The organism is Enterococcus silesiacus (genome assembly GCF_001886225.1).
In the GTDB taxonomy this organism is placed as follows: Bacteria; Bacillota; Bacilli; order Lactobacillales; family Enterococcaceae; genus Enterococcus_L; species Enterococcus_L silesiacus.
This window is the reverse complement of record NZ_JXLC01000004.1, coordinates 111,231-132,697: the sequence shown is the minus strand read 5'-3', so window position 1 is coordinate 132,697 and position 21,467 is coordinate 111,231. Positions and strand designations below refer to the sequence as shown.

Sequence of the window (21,467 nt, the reverse complement as noted above, 5' to 3'; positions counted from 1 at the left end):
GATTTAAATGAGTAAGCACGTCGTTATTTTGGGCGCTGGCTATGCCGGTTTAAGAGCGCTCCATGAGTTACAAAAAGGCAACAGTGAATTGAAAATCACATTGGTCGATCAAAATGATTATCACTTTGAAGCAACAGATATCCATGAAGTTGCAGCGGGGATTCAAACATCGGAAAGAATCACATATCCAATCAAAGATGTTGTAAAATCAGCATGTACAACGTTTGTACAAGGTAGAGTGGAAAAAATCGATAGTGAAAACCAACTGGTTCATTTGAAAGATCAAGAAGCGATTTCTTATGATTATTTGATCGTAGCATTAGGATACGAATCAGAATCATTCGGCATACCTGGTGTTGAAGAATTTTCATTAAAAATGGTCGACATTCCGACATCAGAAAAAGTGTATCAACATCTAACAGAACAAATGAAAGCTTATAAAGAAACCAAAGACGAAAATTGTCTGAAAATCGTTGTCTGTGGTGCTGGTTTTACCGGAATCGAATTATTAGGTTCATTACATGAAGGTAAGAAAAAACTAGCTGAAATCGCTGGTGTTGAACCTGAAAAAATCCAATTATACTGTGTTGAAGCGGTAACTCGTTTATTGCCAATGTTTAGTGAAAAGCTTGGTGGTTACGGCATCGATCATTTGAAAAAATGGGGTGTTAATTTCTTAGTTGGAAAACCAATTAAAGAAATTAAACAAGATACTGTTGTTTATTTGGACAATGCAGAAACAAATGAATTAAATGAGTTGCAAGCTAAAACAATCATCTGGACAACTGGTGTTAGCGGAAGTCATGTTGTTGGTGATTCTGGTTTTGCAGCGAAACGTGGGCGTGTGATGGTTAACCCTGATTTAACAGATGCAGATCACAACAACGTTTATATTATTGGTGACTGTTCTGCTGTAATGGATAAAGAATCAAATCGTCCTTATCCAACAACTGCACAAATTTCACTTAAAATGGGTGAGCATGCAGGTAAAAATATCAAAGCGCAATTAAAAGGTGAGGCTACTAAAGAATTTACCTTTAAATCATTAGGTTCTGTTGCTTCAATCGGCAATAGCCATGCCTTTGGTGAAGTCGGAAAAATCGAAGTTAAGGGCTATCCAGCTTCTGTGATCAAAAAGGCGATTATGGATCGTTCGTTATTTGAAACAGGTGGAATCAAAGAAATGTTGGCTAAAGGTCGCTTTGATTTTTATCGTTAAAAAATATAAATACAAGTAAGAGCTATGAAAGATTCACAGTAGAGTGTTGTTTTGAAATGACAGAAAGTCAACGGCAGATGGAAGTTGACCAAAATAACAACTTGAATTACAAATCTGGAGCGAAATAGTTTATTCGGGTAAGATCCGTTAGCGTCTTTTGAGTGGAGATTATTTTTAATTTCAACTATGGGTGGTACCGCGTGTATTTGTGCGTACGAGACAAACTATTTTTTTGTTTCCAACATTTATTCGTCCCTGACAGTCTTTTTCAGATTGTCAGGGATTTTTTTATGCAACAATTAAATTTATAAGAAGAATGAGGAACGTAAATGAAAAAAAAATTAAGTGTTAAAGAAGCATTACTTGTATTTTTGTCATTATTATTAATTATCAGTATTTGTGTGATTGGCGTCGGGATGAGTCCGATTTTTCCAGTTCTATGTGCATTAGGATTGTTGATTGCCTGGAGTAAGTGGCGTGGGGCTTCTTGGGATAAAATCCATGAAGGAATCGTCGAAGGGGTCAAAACAGGGATCGTGCCGATGGTCATCTTTATTTTGATTGGTGCTTTGATTGCAGTCTGGATTGCAAGTGGTGTCATTCCAACAATGATGTATGCCGGTTTTTCAGTTATCAGTACCAAAATCTTCTTACCTTCTGCCTTTGTTAGTTGTGCAGTTGTCGGGATTTCGATTGGAAGTGCCTTTACCACCGTTTCAACAATTGGTTTGGCTTTGATGGGGATGGGTATTTCAATGGGCTTTAACTCTGCTATACTAGCCGGAGCAATTATTTCAGGTGCTGTTTTTGGCGATAAAATGTCGCCACTTTCTGATACGACGAATTTAGCTTCGGCTGTTGCTGGAGCAGATTTATTTAAACACATTAAAAATATGATGTGGACGACGGTCCCAGCTTTTGTTATTTCGTTTATTTTATACGCAATACTTGGATTTCAAACGAAAATTGGACAGACTGATTTAGAAACAAAACAGTTTTTAGAAGTGTTGCAAGCTAATTTTGCCATTAGCTGGTGGGCGGTCTTACCGATTTTATTACTTGTGGTATGTTCAATCAAACGGGTGCCGGCGATCGCTTCATTGTTAGTAACAATTTTGGTTTCTAGTGTTATGTACATGTTTCAAACAAAAAACGTTGATTTGAAACAATTAAGCACAATTTTAGAAAATGGTTTTGTTTCAGAAACTGGAATGGAGCAAATCGATGCTTTGTTGACTAGAGGTGGTATTCAAAGTATGATGTGGTCAGTTTCATTGATTCTACTGACATTGTCACTAGGCGGACTGTTAATGAAAATGGATGTAATCACAGTATTAATGGCCCCCCTTGCTCATAAATTGAAGTCAACTGGTAGTTTGGTTGCAGCAACGGTGTTTAGTGGAGCTCTGGCCAATGTGATGATTGGTGAGCAGTATCTATCAATCATTCTTCCAGGTCGAGCATTTAAAGAAAGCTATGATCAAGCAGACCTTGCGCCAGAAGTCCTTTCAAGAGCTTTGGAAGATTCTGGAACTGTTTTAAATTCATTGATTCCATGGGGGGTGAGTGGTGTGTTTATGGCGAGCACCTTACAAGTTTCTACCTTGGAGTATGCACCCTTTAGTTTCTTTATCCTATTGTGTCCGATATTATCGATCCTTTCAGGAATAACTGGCATTGGTATCAACAGACAATCATCCAGTGAAATAAACAATTAAAATAGAGAATTCTATTTAAAATCATTAAAATTTTAAGAGAAACAATGGGGGTACTTTTGTTCGGCTCGATTTTTAGGTATAATGGATACTGATTGAAAAGAGGGATGTTACATGGCACAAAAACGGAAAAGTGCAAAAAAGAAAAAAACAAAAAAACAACAACAGCAGCAAGAACATCTTAATTTCATTTTTCTCGGTATCTTTTTTATCTTCTTTGGATTATTTGGACTATTAAAATTAGGATTTCTTGGCACTTTAATTGCCAATGGGTTACGTGTAGTGATAGGAAATACATTTTCAGTAGCAGCAATTTTATTGATGCTTTATGGCCTTTCTTTAGTTATTTTCGGAAAAGAATTTCCTATTAAAAAGAGTCGACCGATCATTGGCGGCGTCTTCGTTTACTTAGGTGTGTTGCTATTTTTGCAAGCGTACATGTTTCGCAATGTTGGCACGCAAACACCAGATATCCTTGGAACTACGTGGGAATTTCTTAGAATGGATCTAAAGGCAAGTACTGTCGTGCAAAATGTCGGCGGTGGAATGATTGGTGCCGCACTATACAGTTTGACATTCTTTTTAGTCGCTCAATTTGGTAGCTATTTGATTGCTGGATTGCTAGTTGCAATCGGTGTATTTTTAATCAGTATGCTTGATTTTCAGCAAGTGATAAATGGCTTACAACTCATTCGGGAAAAACTTAGTGGTTTAACGGCTAAAAGTGAAGAACGTCAGGCCGAAAAAGAAGCTAAGCGAGCAGAAAAACGTGCAGCTAAACAAGCCAAAATGGAACAAATGGCTCAAGAACGTCTGAAAAATGATGTACGGGAATTAACACCCGGTGAAAAATTAGCTCAAGAAGCACGAGAACAAGAAGAGAAAGACATGCAGGAACCAGAACAGTTAACACTGGTTCCAATCGATAGTTTCCAAAGCCAAGCTGAAGCGCAACCTGCTGTACAGCAAAAAGTAGTTGCCGAACCAGAAATGGATGAAGGCGGCGAATTGGATTTTGAGATTTCAGAAGAAGCGGAAGATCGTGATTATGAGCTGCCACCTTCAACCTTATTAGACTCGATTCCATCGGCTGATCAAAGTGGAGAATACCAAAAAATCGAAAAAAATATTGGTGTGCTGGAGCAAACGTTCAAAAGCTTTGGTGTCGATGCAAAAGTTGTAAAAGCAAGTCTCGGACCTGCTGTAACGAAGTTTGAAATTCAACCAGCTGTGGGTGTTAAAGTGAGTAAAATCGTTAGCTTGACTGATGATATCGCCTTAGCACTTGCTGCTAAAGACGTACGGATGGAAGCGCCGATCCCAGGGAAATCACTGATTGGGATCGAAGTACCAAACAGCACTGTAAGTACCGTCTCATTTAGAGACATTATTGAGGCACAACCAAGTCATCCAGATAAATTATTGGAAGTACCGCTTGGACGAGATATTTCAGGGATGGTTCAATCCGCTGATTTAGCCAAAATGCCTCATTTACTGATTGCCGGATCAACTGGTAGTGGGAAGTCTGTTGCAATCAATGGCATTATCTCAAGTCTCTTAATGAGAGCAAAACCTCATGAAGTAAAACTGATGATGATTGATCCAAAAATGGTCGAACTAAATGTCTATAATGGGATTCCCCATCTGTTGACACCAGTCGTGACCAATCCAAGGAAAGCCGCACAAGCTTTGCAAAAAGTGGTGCAGGAAATGGAATTTCGTTATGAAAAATTTGCAGCTACTGGGGTTCGGAATATTTCTGGCTACAATGAATTAGTGATTCAAAAGAACCTGGAAGATGGCGAAAACCGTCCAATCTTGCCGTTTATTGTGGTGATCGTTGACGAGTTAGCCGACTTGATGATGGTTGCTAGTAACGAAGTAGAGGATGCAATCATCCGCTTGGCACAAATGGCTCGAGCAGCTGGTATCCATATGATTTTAGCGACACAACGTCCTAGTGTGGATGTTATTACAGGGATCATCAAAGCAAACGTACCTTCAAGAATGGCTTTTGCTGTTTCAAGCGGAACTGATTCACGAACGATTATTGACAGTAATGGAGCGGAGAAACTTTTAGGACGTGGCGACATGTTGTTCTTGCCAATGGGTGAGAACAAACCGATCCGTGTGCAAGGTGCGTTTATTTCTGACCATGAGGTTGAACGAATCGTTGCTTTTGTAACGGAACAACAAGAAGCAGATTATCAGGAAAGTATGATGCCAACAGAAGAAGAAACAGCTGGTGGTGGTAGTGAAGCTTCCCAAGATGAACTGTATGAAGAAGCCAAAGCTTTGGTTGTAGAAATGCAGACAGCAAGTATATCCTTACTGCAAAGACGGTTTAGAATCGGTTATAACCGAGCGGCCCGTTTGGTTGATGAATTAGAAGCTCATGGTGTGATTGGGCCATCAGAAGGCAGTAAACCAAGAAAAGTATTTCTTGAACCTGCAACAGAATCTGAACCAATGGATCATGGGCTTGAGTAAGAAATATAATGGAGTTAGCTTGAGTGCTGGCTCCATTTTTTATTATCGATTTGGCAAATTTTCATTTATATAAAAGTAAATTTTGTTGATACGACTTACCTAAAGAGGTTTTCCACAAATGGAAAATTTGGTATAATGTATGAAATACTATTGAATAGATAGATGAAAAGTTGAATTAAATCATAAATACGATTAGAATTAGAGTAATCTAAACCGATAACGAATAAATTGAAATGAAATGATAAACTAAATTAAAAATATAAGGATGGATAATATGAGAAGAAAAAGCGTATTATATCTAGATGTTGCAGAACAAATCAAAGCAGATATCATGAATGGTACATATCCTGTGGGTTCATTATTACCAACAGAAGCAGAACTGGAACGATTGTTTGAAGTCAGTAAAATTACTGTCCGCCGGGCAATCGAGCTATTATCTTCAGAAGAATTAGTGGAGAAAAAAAGTGGTAAAGGAACTACGGTTCTAAGTAACCGACCTTACAATAAATTGTCCAAAGCAGGTACCTTTACAGAATATTTGAACGATTCAGGACAAAAAGTTGCAAAGAAGATTTTAAAGTTAGAAACAGTTACGCTAATGCCTGATTCTCCTATTTATTCATGTCTTGGAGCAACAGCGGTCAAAGTATCACGCCTGTACACGTTAGATGAACAGCCTTATATCTATTTTAATTATTATCTACCAACTACTTTGGTGGGTGTTCCATTAGAAGATTTCGAACAGGAATCTTTATATCGCATAATGGATCAACATGGCATCGAAATCGTGAAGTTTGAAGATAGTTTCCAAACGATTGAACTAACCTCTGAACAACAAGAAATCCTAGCTACTTCAGAAAAAAATGGGCTAAAAAGAATTCGCAAATCAATGGGTCTTTCTGGAAAAATCGTTGAGTTTTCAGAAGCAATTTACAATACAGCTCTTTACCCCTATGTCATTGAATACGAAGCTTAAAAAAAATAACAGGTTGCTTACAAAAGTGTAAGCAATCTGTTATTTTTTTCTATGGTGGGTTAGCTGTTATTGGTTTAGACTAAGAAAGTAGAGAAAAGGAGCGATATGAATGTTACAAGTCGAAAATGTATCTAAAATATATGGAGAAGAAATTAAATATGAAGCATTAAAAGGTTTAAACTTAACGGTTGATGATAGTGAATTTATTGGTATCATGGGGCCTTCTGGAAGTGGAAAAAGTACTTTTTTAAATCTTATAGCAACGATTGATCAACCAACATCTGGACACATCTTAATGAATGGAACAGACCCGAATCAGTTAAATCAAGAAGAAATCGCAAAATTTAGAAGAAGAGAACTAGGTTTTATTTTTCAAAGTTTCAATTTGATGCCAACCTTAACCGTAGAAGAGAATATTGTTTTACCTTTAACCTTAGACGGTGAAAAAATTTCTGTGATGAAAAAACAATTGAACACTCTAGCTGATCGTTTAGGAATTGCTAGTTTGCTAAAAAAACGGATTGCAGAAATTTCTGGTGGCCAAGCTCAACGTGTAGCAGTAGCTCGTGCGATGATCCATCAACCCCAACTATTATTGGCGGACGAACCGACAGGAAACTTAGATACAAAATCATCGAAAGATGTCATGCAATTATTAAAACAACTAAACGAAGAAGAAAAAGCAACGATCTTAATGGTTACTCACGATCCACTAGCTGCAAGTTATTGCAAGAGAATCGTATTTATCAAAGATGGTGAATTGATTGACGAGATTCATCACAATGGAAATCAAAAGAGGTTTTACGATGAAATCATGGTGAAGCTATCTGAGATTGAAGGTGTCGATAATGAGTTTTAGTCAATTTGTTATTCGTAATACCTTAAGAAATAAGCATCTTTATATGGCTTATTTTTTAAGTACATTATTTTCTGTCATGGTATTTTTTACTTTTACAGTGTTTGCATTTCATCCAGCATTAGCGGATGGATTAAATAAAAATGCGCAAATTGGTATGTTGGCATCAGCCATTATTATCTATGGATTTGCTTTTTTCTTTGTTCTTTATTCAATGGATGTTTTTATCCAGTCTAGGAAAAAAGAATTTGGATTGTTGATGATTCAAGGGATGAGTCCTAAGCAATTGAAAAAAATGGTTTTTATTGAAAACTTAGTGATTGGTTTTTTTGCTACGATTATTGGAAGCATTGCTGGAATTGGTTTTTCGCAAGTGATTTTATGGTTGAGCAATAAATTGATACACGTGAATTTTGGTTTTTATTTTCCAGCACAAGCACTTGTATTAACAGTCATTTCCTTTGCAGTACTATTTTTAGCAATTTCGTTTTTTATCCAGTTTCGTTTGCCGAAGTTAAGCTTACAGGAATTGCTGAAAGCAGGAGATCTAGGCAAAGGTACGATCAAAAGTTCCTATGTTAAAACTATTTTAGCGATTGTATTGATCGGGGCAGGTTATGCCATTGCATTGTTAGTTAAAGGGATGCTAGTACCGCTGGTTATGATTCCTGTGATCTTCTTAGTTGTTGTAGGTACGCGTTTTTTATTTAATCAACTAAGTGTTTCAGTAATTGAGCGTTTGAAAAGGAAACAATCAATATTTTGGAAAAAAACGAATATGGTTGTGTTTTCTGATTTAGCTTTTAGAATGAAAGATAATGCTCGCTCGTTTTTCTTAGTATCGATCATTTCAACCGTAGCCTTTGCTGCGATTGGTACATTATATGGGTTTCAAAATATGATTTTAGATGGGATGAATCAAATCCCTTATGAGTTTCAAGTTACAGGAACCGCTGAAGAAACAGCCTCTATAAGACAAGACTTCACGCAATTGTTAGCAGATAAAGGCATTCAAGTAGATGAAGGAGAACTAACGACGTATACAAATGCCGATCAAGTGAACTTTATTAAAGAGTCTGAGTACAATCGTCTCGCAAAATTAGTTGAAAACCCAACGATTCAAACACAAGGACAGGCCGTTCACTTGTTACCAAGTAGCATTATGGGGATGAAAGAGGTAACGATCAATGAAGTGAAATTACCAGATGAAGCTGTTTTACCAGTCGCCAAAACAGAAAAAACCAATGTTGTTTCCGCTTATGGAACAACCTTTGTTGTACCAGATGCTACTAATTTGCAAAATTTGGAAAGTACCACAACAACTGTTTGGCAGCCTAAAAATGCTAGCTATGAGAAGTTAGTTTCTGTTGGTAAATTTCAAGATAAGAATATGTCTTTGATGGCTAAAAGCTATTCACAACAAACGATTACAGATGAATATGCGCCAATTTTATTCGTGGGAATCTTTATCGGAATCGTCTTCTTTGTTTCAGCTGGAAGCTTTTTATATTTCAGATTATATAGTGATATGGATGTCGATGTTGAGAAGTTTAAGATGATTTATAAAATGGGTTTAGCAAAAAAAGAATTGAAGAAAATGGTTTATCAACAAGTTGGAATCTTATTCTTTACACCAATCATTGTTTCGGTGATTCATGGAGCTGTAGCATTGACTGCGATGTATCATATGTTCAATCAAGGAATGCAACTTGCAGGATGGCAAGTGCTAGGGGTGTTTATCCTGATTCAAATTGTTTACTACGTGATTGCGCGTGTCTTTTATTTCAAAAAAGTGTATCGTTTAGTGCAAGTATAATAAAAAGAAGGGCTGATACAAAAAATGTATCGGTCCTTCTTTTATTCATTAAGGTTCTACGATTCCTTGATCATCGATCCGTCCTGAGATTTCGACATCATGTTCAGCATAAAATGACAAAGGTGTATCGAACGTTTCAGGAGATTTTACAGCTTTCAGTACGTCTTTTTTGAACTGATCGATTCCCTCGTTCGTTGTTGTGTCATATGAAACCGTTACATGACCTAAATCAAAGGGAAGCGAATCAAAATTTTTGTTTTGAAGTTGGATAATATTCTTTTTGAGAGCTTTAGCGTAACCTAATTCATAATAGATATTCGGATCATGACTAGACAAATCAAGAATAACCAAACTGGCTTTGTCTAAAGAAGCATGAATGTCTTGGCTTGTTTGATGCTGATCTGTACCCAGATCAACTTTTACCAACTCAAAGCCTAGTTGATTTTCAATAAAAGTATCTTGAATATAACCAAAAATCAAACTATCGTGACCTTTAAAATTGCTAGCATTTTCATTGATTGGCGTCGCAAAAAAATATACGTCAGTTTTCATAAAAAAAACCTCTTTTCTTACTCTTAATTATAGCAACGAAAATAAGGGAAAACAAACAATAGGAGTTAAAGCTGTTGCAAGTAAAATAAAGGCGATGAGAAATGTCTAATTCTATCAACTAACCTAGATAACATATGGACAAATCGTGTACAATAAGTTATAGTATGAAGCGAATGTTTAGAAGAAATGAGGAAGAAAACTAGTGGAAAAAGCATCCATTTACGGTTTAACAAAAGACGAACTGATCGCATGGTTCATCGAACATGACGAAAGAAAGTTCCGTGCTACTCAAGTTTGGGAGTGGCTGTATATCAAACGTGTCATGGCCTTTAGTGACATGACAAATCTATCAAAAGATGTCATTGAATTATTGGAAGAAAACTTTATTATCAATCCATTGCGCCAAGTGATCGTTCAAGAAGCAAAAGATGGTACCGTCAAATATCTTTTTGAGTTGCCAGATAAGAATATGATCGAAACGGTCTTGATGCGTCAAGAATATGGGATGTCTGTTTGTGTAACAACACAAGTTGGCTGTAATATTGGCTGTACCTTCTGTGCAAGTGGTTTACTTAAAAAACAACGTGATTTAACTGCAGGAGAAATTGTTGCTCAAATCATGCTTGTTCAACATTATTTTGATGAACGTGGTCAAGGTGAACGAGTAAGTCATATTGTTGTGATGGGGATCGGTGAACCGTTTGATAATTACGATAACTTAATGAATTTCCTACATACGATCAACGATCCTAAAGGTTTGGCTATTGGGGCACGTCATATTACTGTTTCAACAAGTGGTTTAGTACCTAAAATCAAAGAATTTGCGAACAATGGTTTGCAAGTCAATTTAGCGATTTCTTTACATGCACCAAATAATGACGTTCGGACTTCAATCATGAGAATCAATCGCAGTTTTCCAATTGAAAAGCTGATGGATGCGGTCGATGAGTATTTGGAAAAAACGAATCGTCGAATCACGTTTGAATATATCATGTTGAGTCATGTGAACGACCGCCCTGAACATGCCCAACAATTGGCGGATTTATTGAAAGACAAGAAGAAATTAACCTTTGTCAACTTGATTCCTTACAATCCAGTTAGTGAGCATGATCAGTATAGTCGTAGCGAAAAAGCAGATGTATTGAAATTTTATGATATTTTGAAAAAAAATGGTGTTAACTGTGTGATTAGAAAAGAATACGGCACAGATATCGATGCAGCTTGTGGACAATTGAGAAGTAAGCAAATCAAAAAAGCTGAGAAAACACGCTAGAGAATAAGAACAGGGTAGGAGAGCCAAGGCGAAACATTCGCTTTGACTCTCCTTTTAAATCTATTTGATTTACCACTTCGAGACAGAGTTTTTTCAGCATCTTTAGTGAATCGTAAGTATAATTTATTTCTTCAAAAGGGCATTTTGAATTGAAAGGTGTTATAGTTTTTTAAAACCCAATCGAGACATTTCAGTTAAATTTGTCAACAATTCTGAGTCGGTATTAAAAAAGGTGAGACCTATTACTGAAGGGGGAGTTTTTATACAATAATCTTTAGGATTCCAAATACTTAACGGAAAAAAAACATTAGCATGCATTAGTTTATAAAGGGAATCTAGCATTTTTTCATAAGTGAACTCAAAACAAAAAGTTCCTAATTGACCATTTTCTTTTGAGTATTTTTTAGAAAGAAAAGGCATCAAGAGTAATGGTGCAGTTGACGCATTTAGTCTAAAATTGAGATCAATAAAGTAGAACTGATCTTTAGCGATGATCACGTCAAAACCAGCAATTCCATAGAAGCCTTGTTTATGGGCTTTTTGCATGATACTAGTTCCTTCTGTTACTATAGCAGAATCTACTTGAACACTATTTCCAATAACGTTTCCTTTATGAATTCCAGCTGAAATAAGTTGTTTTGTTGCACCTAAAAAGCGTATGTGACCTGACTTATTACAAGAGAATTGGATACATAGATTTTCTTCAGGATGAATATATGTTTCAAGGATGACTTGATGTGATTCGGCAAAAAAAGGAATTGCTTTGGATAAATCCTCTTCATTCATGCAAATATAAACGCCGTATCCCCCAGCCGTAGGCGATCCATCACCATTTTTTATAACGATAGGATTTTTAAAAGACATTGATTTTAAAGTATTATAATCAATAATTGTTCTAGGAACAACATTGCTACTATTAACTAATTTAGTTATAGTCGCTTTGTTTGATAGATCAAGTGTAACGTTGGGAGGAACATTGTATGAGAGTGAGTTTAACCGTTCTTGTTTATGAGGATACTGCATTATGATCGTTTTTTTCATTGAAGCACATTTATTTAATAAGCGATGGTAATCTTTTTTGTTGTTATATCTATAGATTTTTTTGGGAATTGAAAGTCCAGTAGATTGTAAGAGCTCAAGAGCATCTTTTTGATTGACATTTTTACTACAAATTATAGGCAGGTTAGGCATTATAGCAAACTCTCTACCAGTGATGATGTCGAAAATTTGAGTATCTTTTGGTAAGTATCCATAGTCATCAAAAGAGACTCTAGGATTATATATATCTTCAGTATCAAAAATATTTTTAAATAAAAGCTCGTTGTTATTCATAAAATTAGTCATTCTCTCTATAATAGAATGGTGTATACTCATTTTCAAGATAAACAGCAGTGTACTTATGTGGCTGTTCCAGTATAAAACTTTCATAGATTGAGTCTACTCGACCGTTATTTCGTAAAACAGCAATACCATGCCATGGCACAATGCTAGTAAATTGATTGACTAAATGAGGCGAATATTGGCCTTTTTTAGGATGAACGGTACCTCTGATTGCATTAGAAAATTTTGATTTAAGGAGAGTCATTTTTGTAATAGTCACTAGAAATACCATGTATTTGAAAGCAGTATACTCTGAGCGTGCAGTAACAGCTTGTCTCATTTGATCAACTTGAGCGAGGGTATCATCATCGCTATTATAGTATTTTGTGAATTTCATTGCAGCTGCATTGATAGGGGCAACATTGCTTCCCATTTTCATTGAGTGAATAAGTTCTTCTTTAAACGTATAAGTTGGATCGTTCCATTTAGATTCAATTTCTTTTTCGGCTTCTGAATAGATTAAATTGTATTCATCTATGCGTTCGTCTACTAAATCTTGAATATCGACAAATTCGATTTTTGTTTCCATATCTAATTTTTTTGCGATTTTTTTTAAATCTCTTGGATACAGGCGAACAGATTCAGGGGTATATCCATAGAATGGAGAGTACGCCCTACCATCAAGAATAATGATGAACTTTAATCCGTTATCATAGTATTTCTCGACATGTTCAGTAAGGAGAGCAAATCTAGTAAAGGAAGCCACTTCACCCAAGTCAGGTTCTGGTCTTGTTCGTTGTAACAAATTTAATGCTCTACCAGGATATGCTGGTAAGATAATCGGAATTGCTTTATTGGCAATGATATTTTGTTCAATCGTATCAAGTATTTCATTTATGTTTTCTTTCAAGTTGTCATTTGGACCATTTCGATAAATGTCTAAATTTAGGATATCAAAAATAGTTTTGGCTAATTCTGCCGTATCTTTTGGAAATGGGAAATCTAAAAAATGATGTTGTTCTCTTTGCTGAGACGACCAGGTGCTAAAATCAAATTCAGATATAACTTCTGCTTTAATTGGTTGCCAGGTAAAAGTGCTGTCTATTAGTGGCTGAATATCAGAGGTTAATCGTGGGGTAGAGTAAGATACATAGTTAAATTCATTCGTTTCTGTCATAAAACTTCTCCTTTTGATTTGAAATCATTTATTTTTATACCATATAGTAATACAAACAAAGATAAGCTTAGAGCAATCAAGGATATTGCAAAGTAGTTTGCAAAAATATCAAGTAGTTTACTACTCAAATATACGCCAAGCAAGCCACTAAACTGATGGATTAACATATTTATGGATAATAATTTTCCAGTCACAGCCGTTTTACTTTCTACAATTAGCAAGACAGCCAGCATGACAACACCAGAGTATGTGAGACCGAAAAGTAACACAAATAGTGAATATTTTATAATTGATATAACTGGTAATAATAAGAGTAAAAAGCTAATTGTGCGGCCAAGGAATAGCCACTGTAAAACAGCTATTCTTTTTTTTTGTTTATCAGAAATAATTCCTGAAAATAAGCCTCCAATAATAACAATAATCCCAAATAAAGACATCAAAATCCCTGTTTTATCAGTACTTATTTGATTATTTATCATCATTGAAACTAGTTGAGTGTCAATGATGCCCATTGAGAATCCACAAACAAATACGGCACTAAAAGCATATTTAATTGATTTACTGTAATAGGCAGTTTTTATAGTTGTCTTCCAAGTACTAGGAGTGTTATTAGTTTTTGCAGTTTTTTGTTGATTGGGATTTCTCAATGTAATTAACACAATAGGGATAATAATAAGTAAGCAGATGGCAAGACTTCTGTAAGTTGTTTGCCAAGGCTGATTTTTTGATAGACGGGACCAAATAGGAGCTAAAACCGCTAAGCCTAAAGAGTTACAGTTATTTAAAAGTGCTAAAGCTAATCCTTTACTTTTTTCAAACCATTGAGAAATATAGTACTGTGTGGGGACCCCCCAAGACATTCCATAGCCCAATCCACCAATTAATCCATAAACAATTACAAAAGATGGAGCTGTAACCAATTGGAATAAAGTAATTGCAGCAAGCAATATAATGATGTTGCCTAAAAGTAGTGATTTTCGTATACTGATTCGGTCAATCAACCATCCGGAGATTACGCCACCAATTCCAGAAGATACCATAAAAATACCAGAAGATAGAGCAATAGAAGTGACAGTTCCATTAAAATCTTTAGCTAGGTATGGTAAAAAAAATTGAAAAGAATTTCTTAAGGAATTGATCCCAACACCATATATACACAAAATTACCAACGTTATCCATGGGAAATAGTTTGTTATTTTACGCATTTTTCCAGCACGCTCCTTAAAAACGATGTGATTTAGATTGTTATTAGATTTGTATTAAGTGATAATTTGATGAATTTAGTTTAATCTTTTGTATAAATGTATCAAAAAGTCTGAATTATTGCAATGCTTTTTTGAAATTGTAACAGAAGGATAGAAAATAAGTCCTGGATATCAGTAAATATAATGCATATAGTAAGGAATTTTTAGTGTCTTTGGCCATTTAATCAGGTTGAAAGAAGAGACAATAGCAAAAAAGTTACTTCGTTGCTTTGCTTTTTAGAACAAAAAAAGCTTAGATACAACTCTATGAGTCACATCTAAGTCTCAATGAATCTGAATAAACGGTGGGAGCAGAAATAACAACTACACTTGCGCTTAGATCACTTCAAATTCTAAGTGCTAAAGTACTAAGAGTTGAAGGATTCGGAAGTAAGCTGAAATTGGTGTGAAACACAGCTAGGTACGAACTGATGTAGAATAGTACCTACTTAGTTCTTGGAGTTAAATACTTCTTCCCTAACCTCTTCGAAGAGGTCTAAATTTTAGGAGTCATTTCATTCACTGTTCTTCTTTTCCAGTTGTTATTCTGTATAAATCGTAAATCCATAATCAACGATATGTTCCTTTAAATAACGTAAGTACTCTTCACCCATCGGAGATAGAGACATTTGACTAGGATGAATCCAGCCTAGCTCCATAGTTTCATCCACCTCTAAAGGTAAAGCTACAATGTTCTCGTCATTCAGTTCACGACTTAAAACGCCAGAACTGATCGTATAACCGTCAAGACCGATCAAAAAATTGAATAACGTTGCTCGATCACTGACACGAATACTTTTTTTATGATATAGAGTACTTAATATCTCTTCTGAAAAGTGAAAGGAATTAAATTGACCTTGTTCAAATGATAGATAAGGAAAGTTTTCTAAATCTGCTAGTGTTACGGATGTTTTCCCAACTAAAGGGTTTTTTTTACTGACAAAAACATGTGGTTGCGCTGTAAATAAGGGGTGGAAAACGAGTTGTTTTTCTTTTAGTAATTTACGAATTACTTTTTCATTAAATGTGTTCAAATATAAAATTCCTAACTCACTTTGAAATGTACTGACATCTTCAATAATATTGTTTGTTTGGGTTTCACGAAAGGTAAATTCATATTCATTTTGTTCGTAAGATTTAATCAATTGAACAAAGGCATGGACCGCAAAAGCATAATGCTGTGCAGAAACAGAAAACAACCTCCGACGAGTTTGGACGCCTTTGTATTTTTCAGCCATTAAATCGACCTGCTCTAAAATCTGGCGGGCATAGGATAAAAATTCCGTCCCTTCAGTCGTTAAAACCATGCCTTTTTGAGTTCGCCGAAAAATCTTAATACCCATTTCTTGCTCGAGTTCTTTAACTGCATTTGAGAGACTTGGCTGAGTAATAAAAAGATGTTTTGCTGCAACATTGATAGAACCAAATTCAACAATTTTTACGATATAATCCAGCTGTTTGATCTGCATAATAAAATCCTCCTTACTATTAAAAGCGTAACGGGCTCGCTTAGTCTCGACAGAAAAATAGGGGAAATTAACTGTGATGTTCTTTATCACATTTAATTTTCATCTTTTTTCCGAGAGATTAGCCCGTGAAGCTAGATAAGATATGGTAGCAACGTTTGTTCATTTCATTCATAGGGCTTCAAAGTAAAAGAGCAAAAGGCTCGCTTAGTCTCAACAGAAAAATAGGGAAATTAGTGGTGAAGCCTTTATTACCTCATGCTTAATGTATCTTTTTAACGTTAGTCAATTATTTCTAACTGAAGTATAGCACATATCTTTTTTTTGCTTAAATAAAAATACTATGGAAAACGTGGATTGTTCTCCATAGTATACTCTAAATTTTTTAGTTAAGAAGTAACGTTTTTTTGAGACTTAAATTCTATCGTCGAATTATTGAGATACAACGATTAGATTTCGACTTGGATTACCTGTACGCCTTGTTTTTCGATTTCTCGAATCACTTCTGGTGAAGCGAATGTATCAGTAATCAAGTAATTGATATCTTTAATATTTCCGCTTGTAAAATTAGATGAAAAACCGATTTTACGGTAATCTGCGACGACGATCACTAAACCATTGGTTCGTTCGATGATCAGTGAATTGATTTTAGATTCATGTAAGACAGGTGTTGTAATACCATTTTCAATGCTTAGACCAGAGCAACCGATAATAGAAATATCCGAAGACATTTTTGAGAATGAATCAATTGCAATATCACCAACTAAAGCTTCTTTTGGAAAACGAATTTCACCGCCAGATAAAATAACCGTAGAATTAGGATTATGATCAAGATTGGCAACTTTTACATTATTAGTAACGATCGTAACACGCTTATCTTCTAAGTTTTTTAAAGAAGATAGGGCTGTTGAACCAGTGTTAATAAATAACGTATTTCCATCTTTGACAAATTCTGCGGCCTTTTTAGCAATCGCATTTTTCAAAACTTCAATCTCTTCATTGTAATCTTCTGTTCCAATTTTTTGGACGATTTGCGCTTTTCCATGCGTTCGTTGAACTAAACCCATTTTTTCTAATGCGACCAGATCACGTCGGACGGTTATTTCTGAAACCGTTAGTTCATGACTGATCTCTTTTACTAATAAACTCGTTTCACTCTTTAATAGTTCAAGCAATTTATCTCGTCGATCTTTGATTGTTTTGTGTGAGCTTTTCATTTAAATTCCTCCCTTCTGCGTTAACTCATTTGAGCCACTGCAAGTGTATTCCCTAAGCTTTTTGCCTCTTTTAGTATACGACGGCCCTCAGATGTTTCATTGAGTTTTAGTAAACAGTGTGCTTTTAAGTATAAAATATACGTCAGCTCACGATTATTCAACCGCTTTTTATCGATTAAATCTAATTCACTTAAACATTTCTTATTTCTATTTTGGTGGAAATAGTTCATTCCTGCAATTTCATGCCATGAGAATAATCCATTCATTTGCTTTTTCTTAACATTTTTCAATTTAAATAGACTTTTTAAACAAGTTGCTAACTTTTCTTCATCTTTTAAAAAAGAATAGCAATACATTTGCGTATGATAATAAATGAAGAGGTAATCCAATGTAGAGCGAAAAAACGATTGATTCTTATGTAAATGAGCCAAGCAACATTCATAATTTCCTTCGTCTAACAAAAGCAAGCTATCAAAAATAATAATAGACTGTTTAAAGCCATTAAACAAATCTTTTTTCTGCAAAAGTTCTTTTAGCGCAATTGCTTTTTCTAAATCGCATTCAACTGTCAATGCATAAATCATTTTCTCATAAATGTTCTTTAAATACTCAAAAAGTAACACAATACTGAGCACAAGACCTCCTAGGCCACCAAAAATCAGCTTTGCTCCTAATTCTTGAGAACTAGTAACTAGATAATAGATATAAACGGCAAACAGTAAATAAACGATCCATAAAAAAACTTTTTTTCCCAAGTAAATACTTTTCCACACTAAAGTTTTCAATTTTCTTCACCTCATCGAAACTATATCATAAAAAAAAGAATATGAACATAAAAAAAGATATTATGATCTTTAATATATTTTATTTCACTTAAACGTTCTTAAAAGTAGTTAAACGATCTTATAAATTGATTGAAAACGGTTAAAAATATTGTAGAATGAAAAGTGTAATCGAGATTGAGATAATATGGAGGGATCATATGGCAACAATTCATGATGTAACAAAAGAAAGCTGGATTTTAAGTACCTTTCCTGAATGGGGGACGTATTTAAATGAAGAAATTGAGCAAGAAGAAGTCCAAGCAGGAACTGTTTCTATGTGGTGGTTAGGCTGCACTGGCATTTGGCTGAAGTCACATGAAGGAACCAATATCTTATGTGACTTATGGTGTGGAACGGGCAAAAGAAGTCATGGTAACGGTAAGATGAAAAAAGGACATCAAATGATGCGAATGAGTGGTTGCGAGAATATGCAGCCCAATCTTAGGACACAGCCTTTTGTGATCGATCCATTTGCAATCAAAGATGTCGATGCGTTAGTCGTAACACATATTCATTCGGATCATCTAGATATCAACACTGCAGCAGCAGTCCATCAAAATTGCCCGAATGCACGTTTTATTGGACCAAAAGAAGTTGTTAATACTTGGTTGAAATGGGGGATTCCAAAAGAAAAAACAACAATTGTTAAACCTGGTGACCGTGTGTCGATCAAGGATGTGGATATCGTTGCGTTAGAAGCATTTGATAGAACCGCATTAATAACTTGTGAAGATCCTGAGGTGACGCTAAAGGGAAAAATCCCTCAAAATATGGATGAAATCGCTGTTAATTACTTGTTTGAAACAAGCGGTGGCAATATTTATCATGCTGGTGATTCTCATTATTCTAATCTGTTTGCCAAACATGGGAATGAACACAAAATCGATGTGTGTCTAGGTGCTTATGGTGAAAATCCACGAGGCATCACAGATAAAGTAACCTCAGTTGATATGTTGCGAATGGCTGAATCATTGAATGCCAATGTGGTCATCCCAGTTCATTATGATATCTGGGCTAACTTTATGGCAGATCCTAAAGAGATTACTGAAATTTGGAATTTCAAAAAAGACCGTTTGAATTATCAATTTAAACCATTTATTTGGCAAGTTGGCGGGAAATTTACGTATCCAAATGATAAAGACAAGCTTGAGTTCAATTTCTATCGTGGATTTGATGATGTTTTTACAGTAGATAATGATACGCCGTTCCCATCATTTTTATAAGAAAGGAGCAAGTGAATGCTAAAGTATTTTTATAATAATGAGTTGATTCGATTTTGCGATGAAACTCCTGATAATTGGGAGGATGCTGTGATTCTTAGTTGCCAGACCTTACTGGAAAGAAACATTATTACGCAACAATATATCGATGAAATCGTGGAATGTGTTCAAAAATATGGCCCTTATATCGTGATTGTTCCAGGAGTTGCTATGCCGCATTCTTCAGAAGAGAGTCAAGGAGTTTTAGGGACAGCAATTTCTTTTACAAAAATGAGTCAAGATGTCGTTTTTGAAGAGGGCAATGATGAAAAAAATGCTCGTCTATTTTTTACGTTGGCTGCCAAGAATAGTGAAGAACATGTTGAGAATATTTCAAAACTATCAGAAATGTTGATGACTGACGGGTTGATCGAAGCCTTGATGACAGTAGATACGATGGAGGATTACCGAAACGTAATGACGACTTTTGATCTATAGAAAGAAGGGGAGTAAATGACACAAGTATTAGATTTTCTGCTGGGGATCTGGGATTATTTTGCGGCGAATATTTTGACACAGCCTGCTTTTTTAATTGGTTTTATCGTTCTGTTGGGGTATGTCTTACTTAAAAAGCCGTTATATGAGAGTATTGCTGGTTTTTTAAAAGCAACTGTTGGTTACCTGATTTTGACGGTTGGATCTGGTGGGTTAGTTAATAACTTTCGGCCAATTCTGGTTGGTTTAAAAGAACGTTTTGACTTGGATGCAATGGTGATTGACCCTTATTTTGGACAGAATGCGGTAACTGCCGGGATCGAAGAAACATTTGGACGAACGTTCAGTGATACGATGATTTTATTATTGATTGCTTTTGTTATGAATATTTTATTGGTTCGCTTTAAAAAATATACGAAGCTACGTGCCGTTTTTACGACTGGAAATGTTCAAATCCAACAAGCTGCAACAGCATTTTGGATCTTGTTATTTTGCTTTCCTGATCTAGGACAAATTCAAATATTATTGATCATGGGACTTATTTTAGGTTGTTATTGGGCAGTTGGGTCGAATCTAACTGTTGATATTACACAAGACTTAACGGAAGGAGCTGGTTTTGCGATCGCTCACCAACAAATGTTTGGTGTTTATATATTTGCTCGATTAGCCGAAAAAATGAAAAAGGATAAGAATAATCGAAAACTCGAAGATGTCCAACTACCTGGCTTCTTATCGATTTTTAATGAAAATATGGTCGCAACATCCATTTTAATGCTCTTTTTCTTTGGCATTATTTTAGTGGTATTAGGACCAGCTTACTTGATCGAGGCAGGCTTTATGGTTGAAGGACAAAGTTTCTTTTTCTATATCTTACAGACAGCTTTATATTTTGCTGTTTATCTAGCAATTTTACAGTTAGGTGTCCGCACATTCGTTTCAGAATTGACGGAATCTTTCCAAGGAATTTCTAATACATTATTGCCAGGAGCAGTACCTGGAATTGATGTTGCGGCAACCTTTGGCTTTGGCTCACCTAATGCTGTAACGATTGGCTTCTTGTTTGGAGCTTTAGGCCAATTTATAACGATCGGTTTGTTGATTTTATTCAAATCTCCAGTGATCGTCATAGCAGGGTTTATTCCGTTATTCTTTGATAACGCTGTGATTGCTGTTTATGCGAATAATCGTGGTGGTTTTAAGGCTGCGTGTATTTTCCCATTTATTTCTGGTGTAATTCAAGTGTTGGGATCGGCTTTAATAGCAGCCTTTATCGGTCTATCTCAATACGGCGGTTACATTGGTATGTTTGATTGGGCAACCGTTTGGCCGATTATGACGATAATGATGAAATATCTTGGGTATATTGGTGTTGGGTTAGTGGTCATTTTGCTGCTAGCGATCCCGCAATTCCAATATCGAGCAAATCCAGAAGGCTATTTCTTAATTGCTGAAGATTATGATGAGTATGTCAAAAAAATGGCGGCAAAAAAAGCTTAGTTATTATCTAGCTACACAGGCTAGCCTTTCGGGAAAAAGATAAAACCTGAATGAGACAAAAAGCGTCCCAGTCAGTTTTTCCTATTTTCATGTTAAGGCTGAATGAGCCTGTTCTGCTTTTAACATTATCT

At 35.5% G+C, this 21,467-nt stretch carries 17 protein-coding genes; 10 read left to right on the top strand and 7 right to left on the bottom strand.

Annotated elements, in window-relative coordinates:
- Positions 1–7 precede the first annotated feature (7 nt).
- The 6 genes from RV15_RS04205 to RV15_RS04180 all read left to right on the top strand — a co-directional run bounded on the left by RV15_RS04205 (position 8) and on the right by RV15_RS04180 (position 9,072).
- Entirely contained in the window at positions 8–1,219 is a 1,212-nt protein-coding gene (locus RV15_RS04205) for an NAD(P)/FAD-dependent oxidoreductase (protein ID WP_071876802.1), read from the top strand.
- Between the two features lie 329 nt (positions 1,220–1,548).
- Positions 1,549–2,937, top strand: a complete 1,389-nt coding sequence (gene nhaC, locus RV15_RS04200; RefSeq protein ID WP_071876801.1) for a Na+/H+ antiporter NhaC — start codon at positions 1,549–1,551, stop codon at positions 2,935–2,937.
- Between the two features lie 111 nt (positions 2,938–3,048).
- Positions 3,049–5,424, top strand: coding sequence for a DNA translocase FtsK (locus tag RV15_RS04195; protein WP_071876800.1), 2,376 nt, complete (start codon positions 3,049–3,051; stop codon positions 5,422–5,424).
- 274 nt (positions 5,425–5,698) lie between these two features.
- Positions 5,699–6,400, top strand: coding sequence for a GntR family transcriptional regulator (locus RV15_RS04190; RefSeq protein ID WP_071876799.1), 702 nt, complete (start codon positions 5,699–5,701; stop codon positions 6,398–6,400).
- Positions 6,401–6,509: 109 nt separating this feature from the next.
- Positions 6,510–7,259 (top strand): ABC transporter ATP-binding protein, encoded by a 750-nt coding sequence (locus RV15_RS04185; RefSeq protein ID WP_071876798.1) that lies wholly within the window; start codon positions 6,510–6,512, stop codon positions 7,257–7,259.
- Positions 7,249–9,072, top strand: a complete 1,824-nt coding sequence (locus RV15_RS04180; RefSeq protein ID WP_071876797.1) for an ABC transporter permease — start codon at positions 7,249–7,251, stop codon at positions 9,070–9,072. The genes RV15_RS04185 and RV15_RS04180 overlap by 11 nt, the downstream gene beginning before the upstream one ends.
- A gap of 48 nt (positions 9,073–9,120) precedes the next feature.
- Here RV15_RS04180 and RV15_RS04175 read toward each other — a convergent pair whose 3' ends face one another.
- Positions 9,121–9,624, bottom strand: a complete 504-nt coding sequence (locus RV15_RS04175; protein WP_071876796.1) for a hypothetical protein — start codon at positions 9,622–9,624, stop codon at positions 9,121–9,123.
- 202 nt (positions 9,625–9,826) lie between these two features.
- Between RV15_RS04175 and rlmN the strand changes: the two genes are divergently transcribed.
- Positions 9,827–10,897, top strand: coding sequence for a dual-specificity RNA methyltransferase RlmN (gene rlmN, locus RV15_RS04170; RefSeq protein WP_071876795.1), 1,071 nt, complete (start codon positions 9,827–9,829; stop codon positions 10,895–10,897).
- 159 nt (positions 10,898–11,056) lie between these two features.
- Here the strand turns inward: rlmN and RV15_RS04165 are convergent, their stop codons facing one another.
- From RV15_RS04165 to RV15_RS04140, 6 genes are all read right to left on the bottom strand, one after another.
- Positions 11,057–12,229 (bottom strand): ATP-grasp domain-containing protein, encoded by a 1,173-nt coding sequence (locus tag RV15_RS04165; protein WP_071876794.1) that lies wholly within the window; start codon positions 12,227–12,229, stop codon positions 11,057–11,059.
- Positions 12,230–12,233: 4 nt separating this feature from the next.
- Positions 12,234–13,394: an L-tyrosine/L-tryptophan isonitrile synthase family protein gene (locus tag RV15_RS04160; RefSeq protein WP_071876793.1), complete on the bottom strand. Its 1,161-nt coding sequence runs from the start codon at positions 13,392–13,394 to the stop codon at positions 12,234–12,236.
- Positions 13,391–14,599: an MFS transporter gene (locus RV15_RS04155; protein ID WP_071876792.1), complete on the bottom strand. Its 1,209-nt coding sequence runs from the start codon at positions 14,597–14,599 to the stop codon at positions 13,391–13,393. The genes RV15_RS04160 and RV15_RS04155 overlap by 4 nt, the downstream gene beginning before the upstream one ends.
- Positions 14,600–15,180: 581 nt before the next feature.
- Positions 15,181–16,107: a LysR family transcriptional regulator gene (locus RV15_RS04150; protein WP_071876791.1), complete on the bottom strand. Its 927-nt coding sequence runs from the start codon at positions 16,105–16,107 to the stop codon at positions 15,181–15,183.
- 446 nt (positions 16,108–16,553) lie between these two features.
- Positions 16,554–17,321: a DeoR/GlpR family DNA-binding transcription regulator gene (locus RV15_RS04145; protein WP_071876790.1), complete on the bottom strand. Its 768-nt coding sequence runs from the start codon at positions 17,319–17,321 to the stop codon at positions 16,554–16,556.
- Positions 17,322–17,341: 20 nt separating this feature from the next.
- Positions 17,342–18,076: a hypothetical protein gene (locus RV15_RS04140; protein WP_245791235.1), complete on the bottom strand. Its 735-nt coding sequence runs from the start codon at positions 18,074–18,076 to the stop codon at positions 17,342–17,344.
- Positions 18,077–18,303: 227 nt separating this feature from the next.
- On the opposite strand from RV15_RS04140, the gene ulaG reads away from it, so the two are divergent.
- The 3 genes from ulaG to RV15_RS04125 are packed head-to-tail and all read left to right on the top strand — an operon-like array spanning position 18,304 to position 21,336.
- Entirely contained in the window at positions 18,304–19,368 is a 1,065-nt protein-coding gene (gene ulaG, locus RV15_RS04135; RefSeq protein ID WP_071876788.1) for an L-ascorbate 6-phosphate lactonase, read from the top strand.
- A gap of 15 nt (positions 19,369–19,383) precedes the next feature.
- Positions 19,384–19,842, top strand: coding sequence for a PTS sugar transporter subunit IIA (locus RV15_RS04130; protein ID WP_071876787.1), 459 nt, complete (start codon positions 19,384–19,386; stop codon positions 19,840–19,842).
- A gap of 15 nt (positions 19,843–19,857) precedes the next feature.
- Entirely contained in the window at positions 19,858–21,336 is a 1,479-nt protein-coding gene (locus RV15_RS04125; RefSeq protein WP_071876786.1) for a PTS ascorbate transporter subunit IIC, read from the top strand.
- Positions 21,337–21,467 lie beyond the last annotated feature (131 nt).

What these genes read in the sequence shown, in the direction of transcription:
- RV15_RS04195 (WP_071876800.1), top strand. Translation starts at nt 3,049, where the DNA reads ATGGCACAAAAACGGAAAAGTGCAAAAAAGAAAAAAACAAAAAAACAA.
- RV15_RS04130 (WP_071876787.1), top strand. Translation starts at nt 19,384, where the DNA reads ATGCTAAAGTATTTTTATAATAATGAGTTGATTCGATTTTGCGATGAA.
- RV15_RS04175 (WP_071876796.1), bottom strand. Translation starts at nt 9,624, where the DNA reads ATGAAAACTGACGTATATTTTTTTGCGACGCCAATCAATGAAAATGCT.
- RV15_RS04150 (WP_071876791.1), bottom strand. Translation starts at nt 16,107, where the DNA reads ATGCAGATCAAACAGCTGGATTATATCGTAAAAATTGTTGAATTTGGT.
- RV15_RS04190 (WP_071876799.1), top strand. Translation starts at nt 5,699, where the DNA reads ATGAGAAGAAAAAGCGTATTATATCTAGATGTTGCAGAACAAATCAAA.
- ulaG (WP_071876788.1), top strand. Translation starts at nt 18,304, where the DNA reads ATGGCAACAATTCATGATGTAACAAAAGAAAGCTGGATTTTAAGTACC.
- RV15_RS04165 (WP_071876794.1), bottom strand. Translation starts at nt 12,229, where the DNA reads ATGAATAACAACGAGCTTTTATTTAAAAATATTTTTGATACTGAAGAT.
- RV15_RS04185 (WP_071876798.1), top strand. Translation starts at nt 6,510, where the DNA reads ATGTTACAAGTCGAAAATGTATCTAAAATATATGGAGAAGAAATTAAA.
- nhaC (WP_071876801.1), top strand. Translation starts at nt 1,549, where the DNA reads ATGAAAAAAAAATTAAGTGTTAAAGAAGCATTACTTGTATTTTTGTCA.
- RV15_RS04160 (WP_071876793.1), bottom strand. Translation starts at nt 13,394, where the DNA reads ATGACAGAAACGAATGAATTTAACTATGTATCTTACTCTACCCCACGA.
- RV15_RS04155 (WP_071876792.1), bottom strand. Translation starts at nt 14,599, where the DNA reads ATGCGTAAAATAACAAACTATTTCCCATGGATAACGTTGGTAATTTTG.
- RV15_RS04145 (WP_071876790.1), bottom strand. Translation starts at nt 17,321, where the DNA reads ATGAAAAGCTCACACAAAACAATCAAAGATCGACGAGATAAATTGCTT.
- RV15_RS04180 (WP_071876797.1), top strand. Translation starts at nt 7,249, where the DNA reads ATGAGTTTTAGTCAATTTGTTATTCGTAATACCTTAAGAAATAAGCAT.
- RV15_RS04125 (WP_071876786.1), top strand. Translation starts at nt 19,858, where the DNA reads ATGACACAAGTATTAGATTTTCTGCTGGGGATCTGGGATTATTTTGCG.
- RV15_RS04205 (WP_071876802.1), top strand. Translation starts at nt 8, where the DNA reads ATGAGTAAGCACGTCGTTATTTTGGGCGCTGGCTATGCCGGTTTAAGA.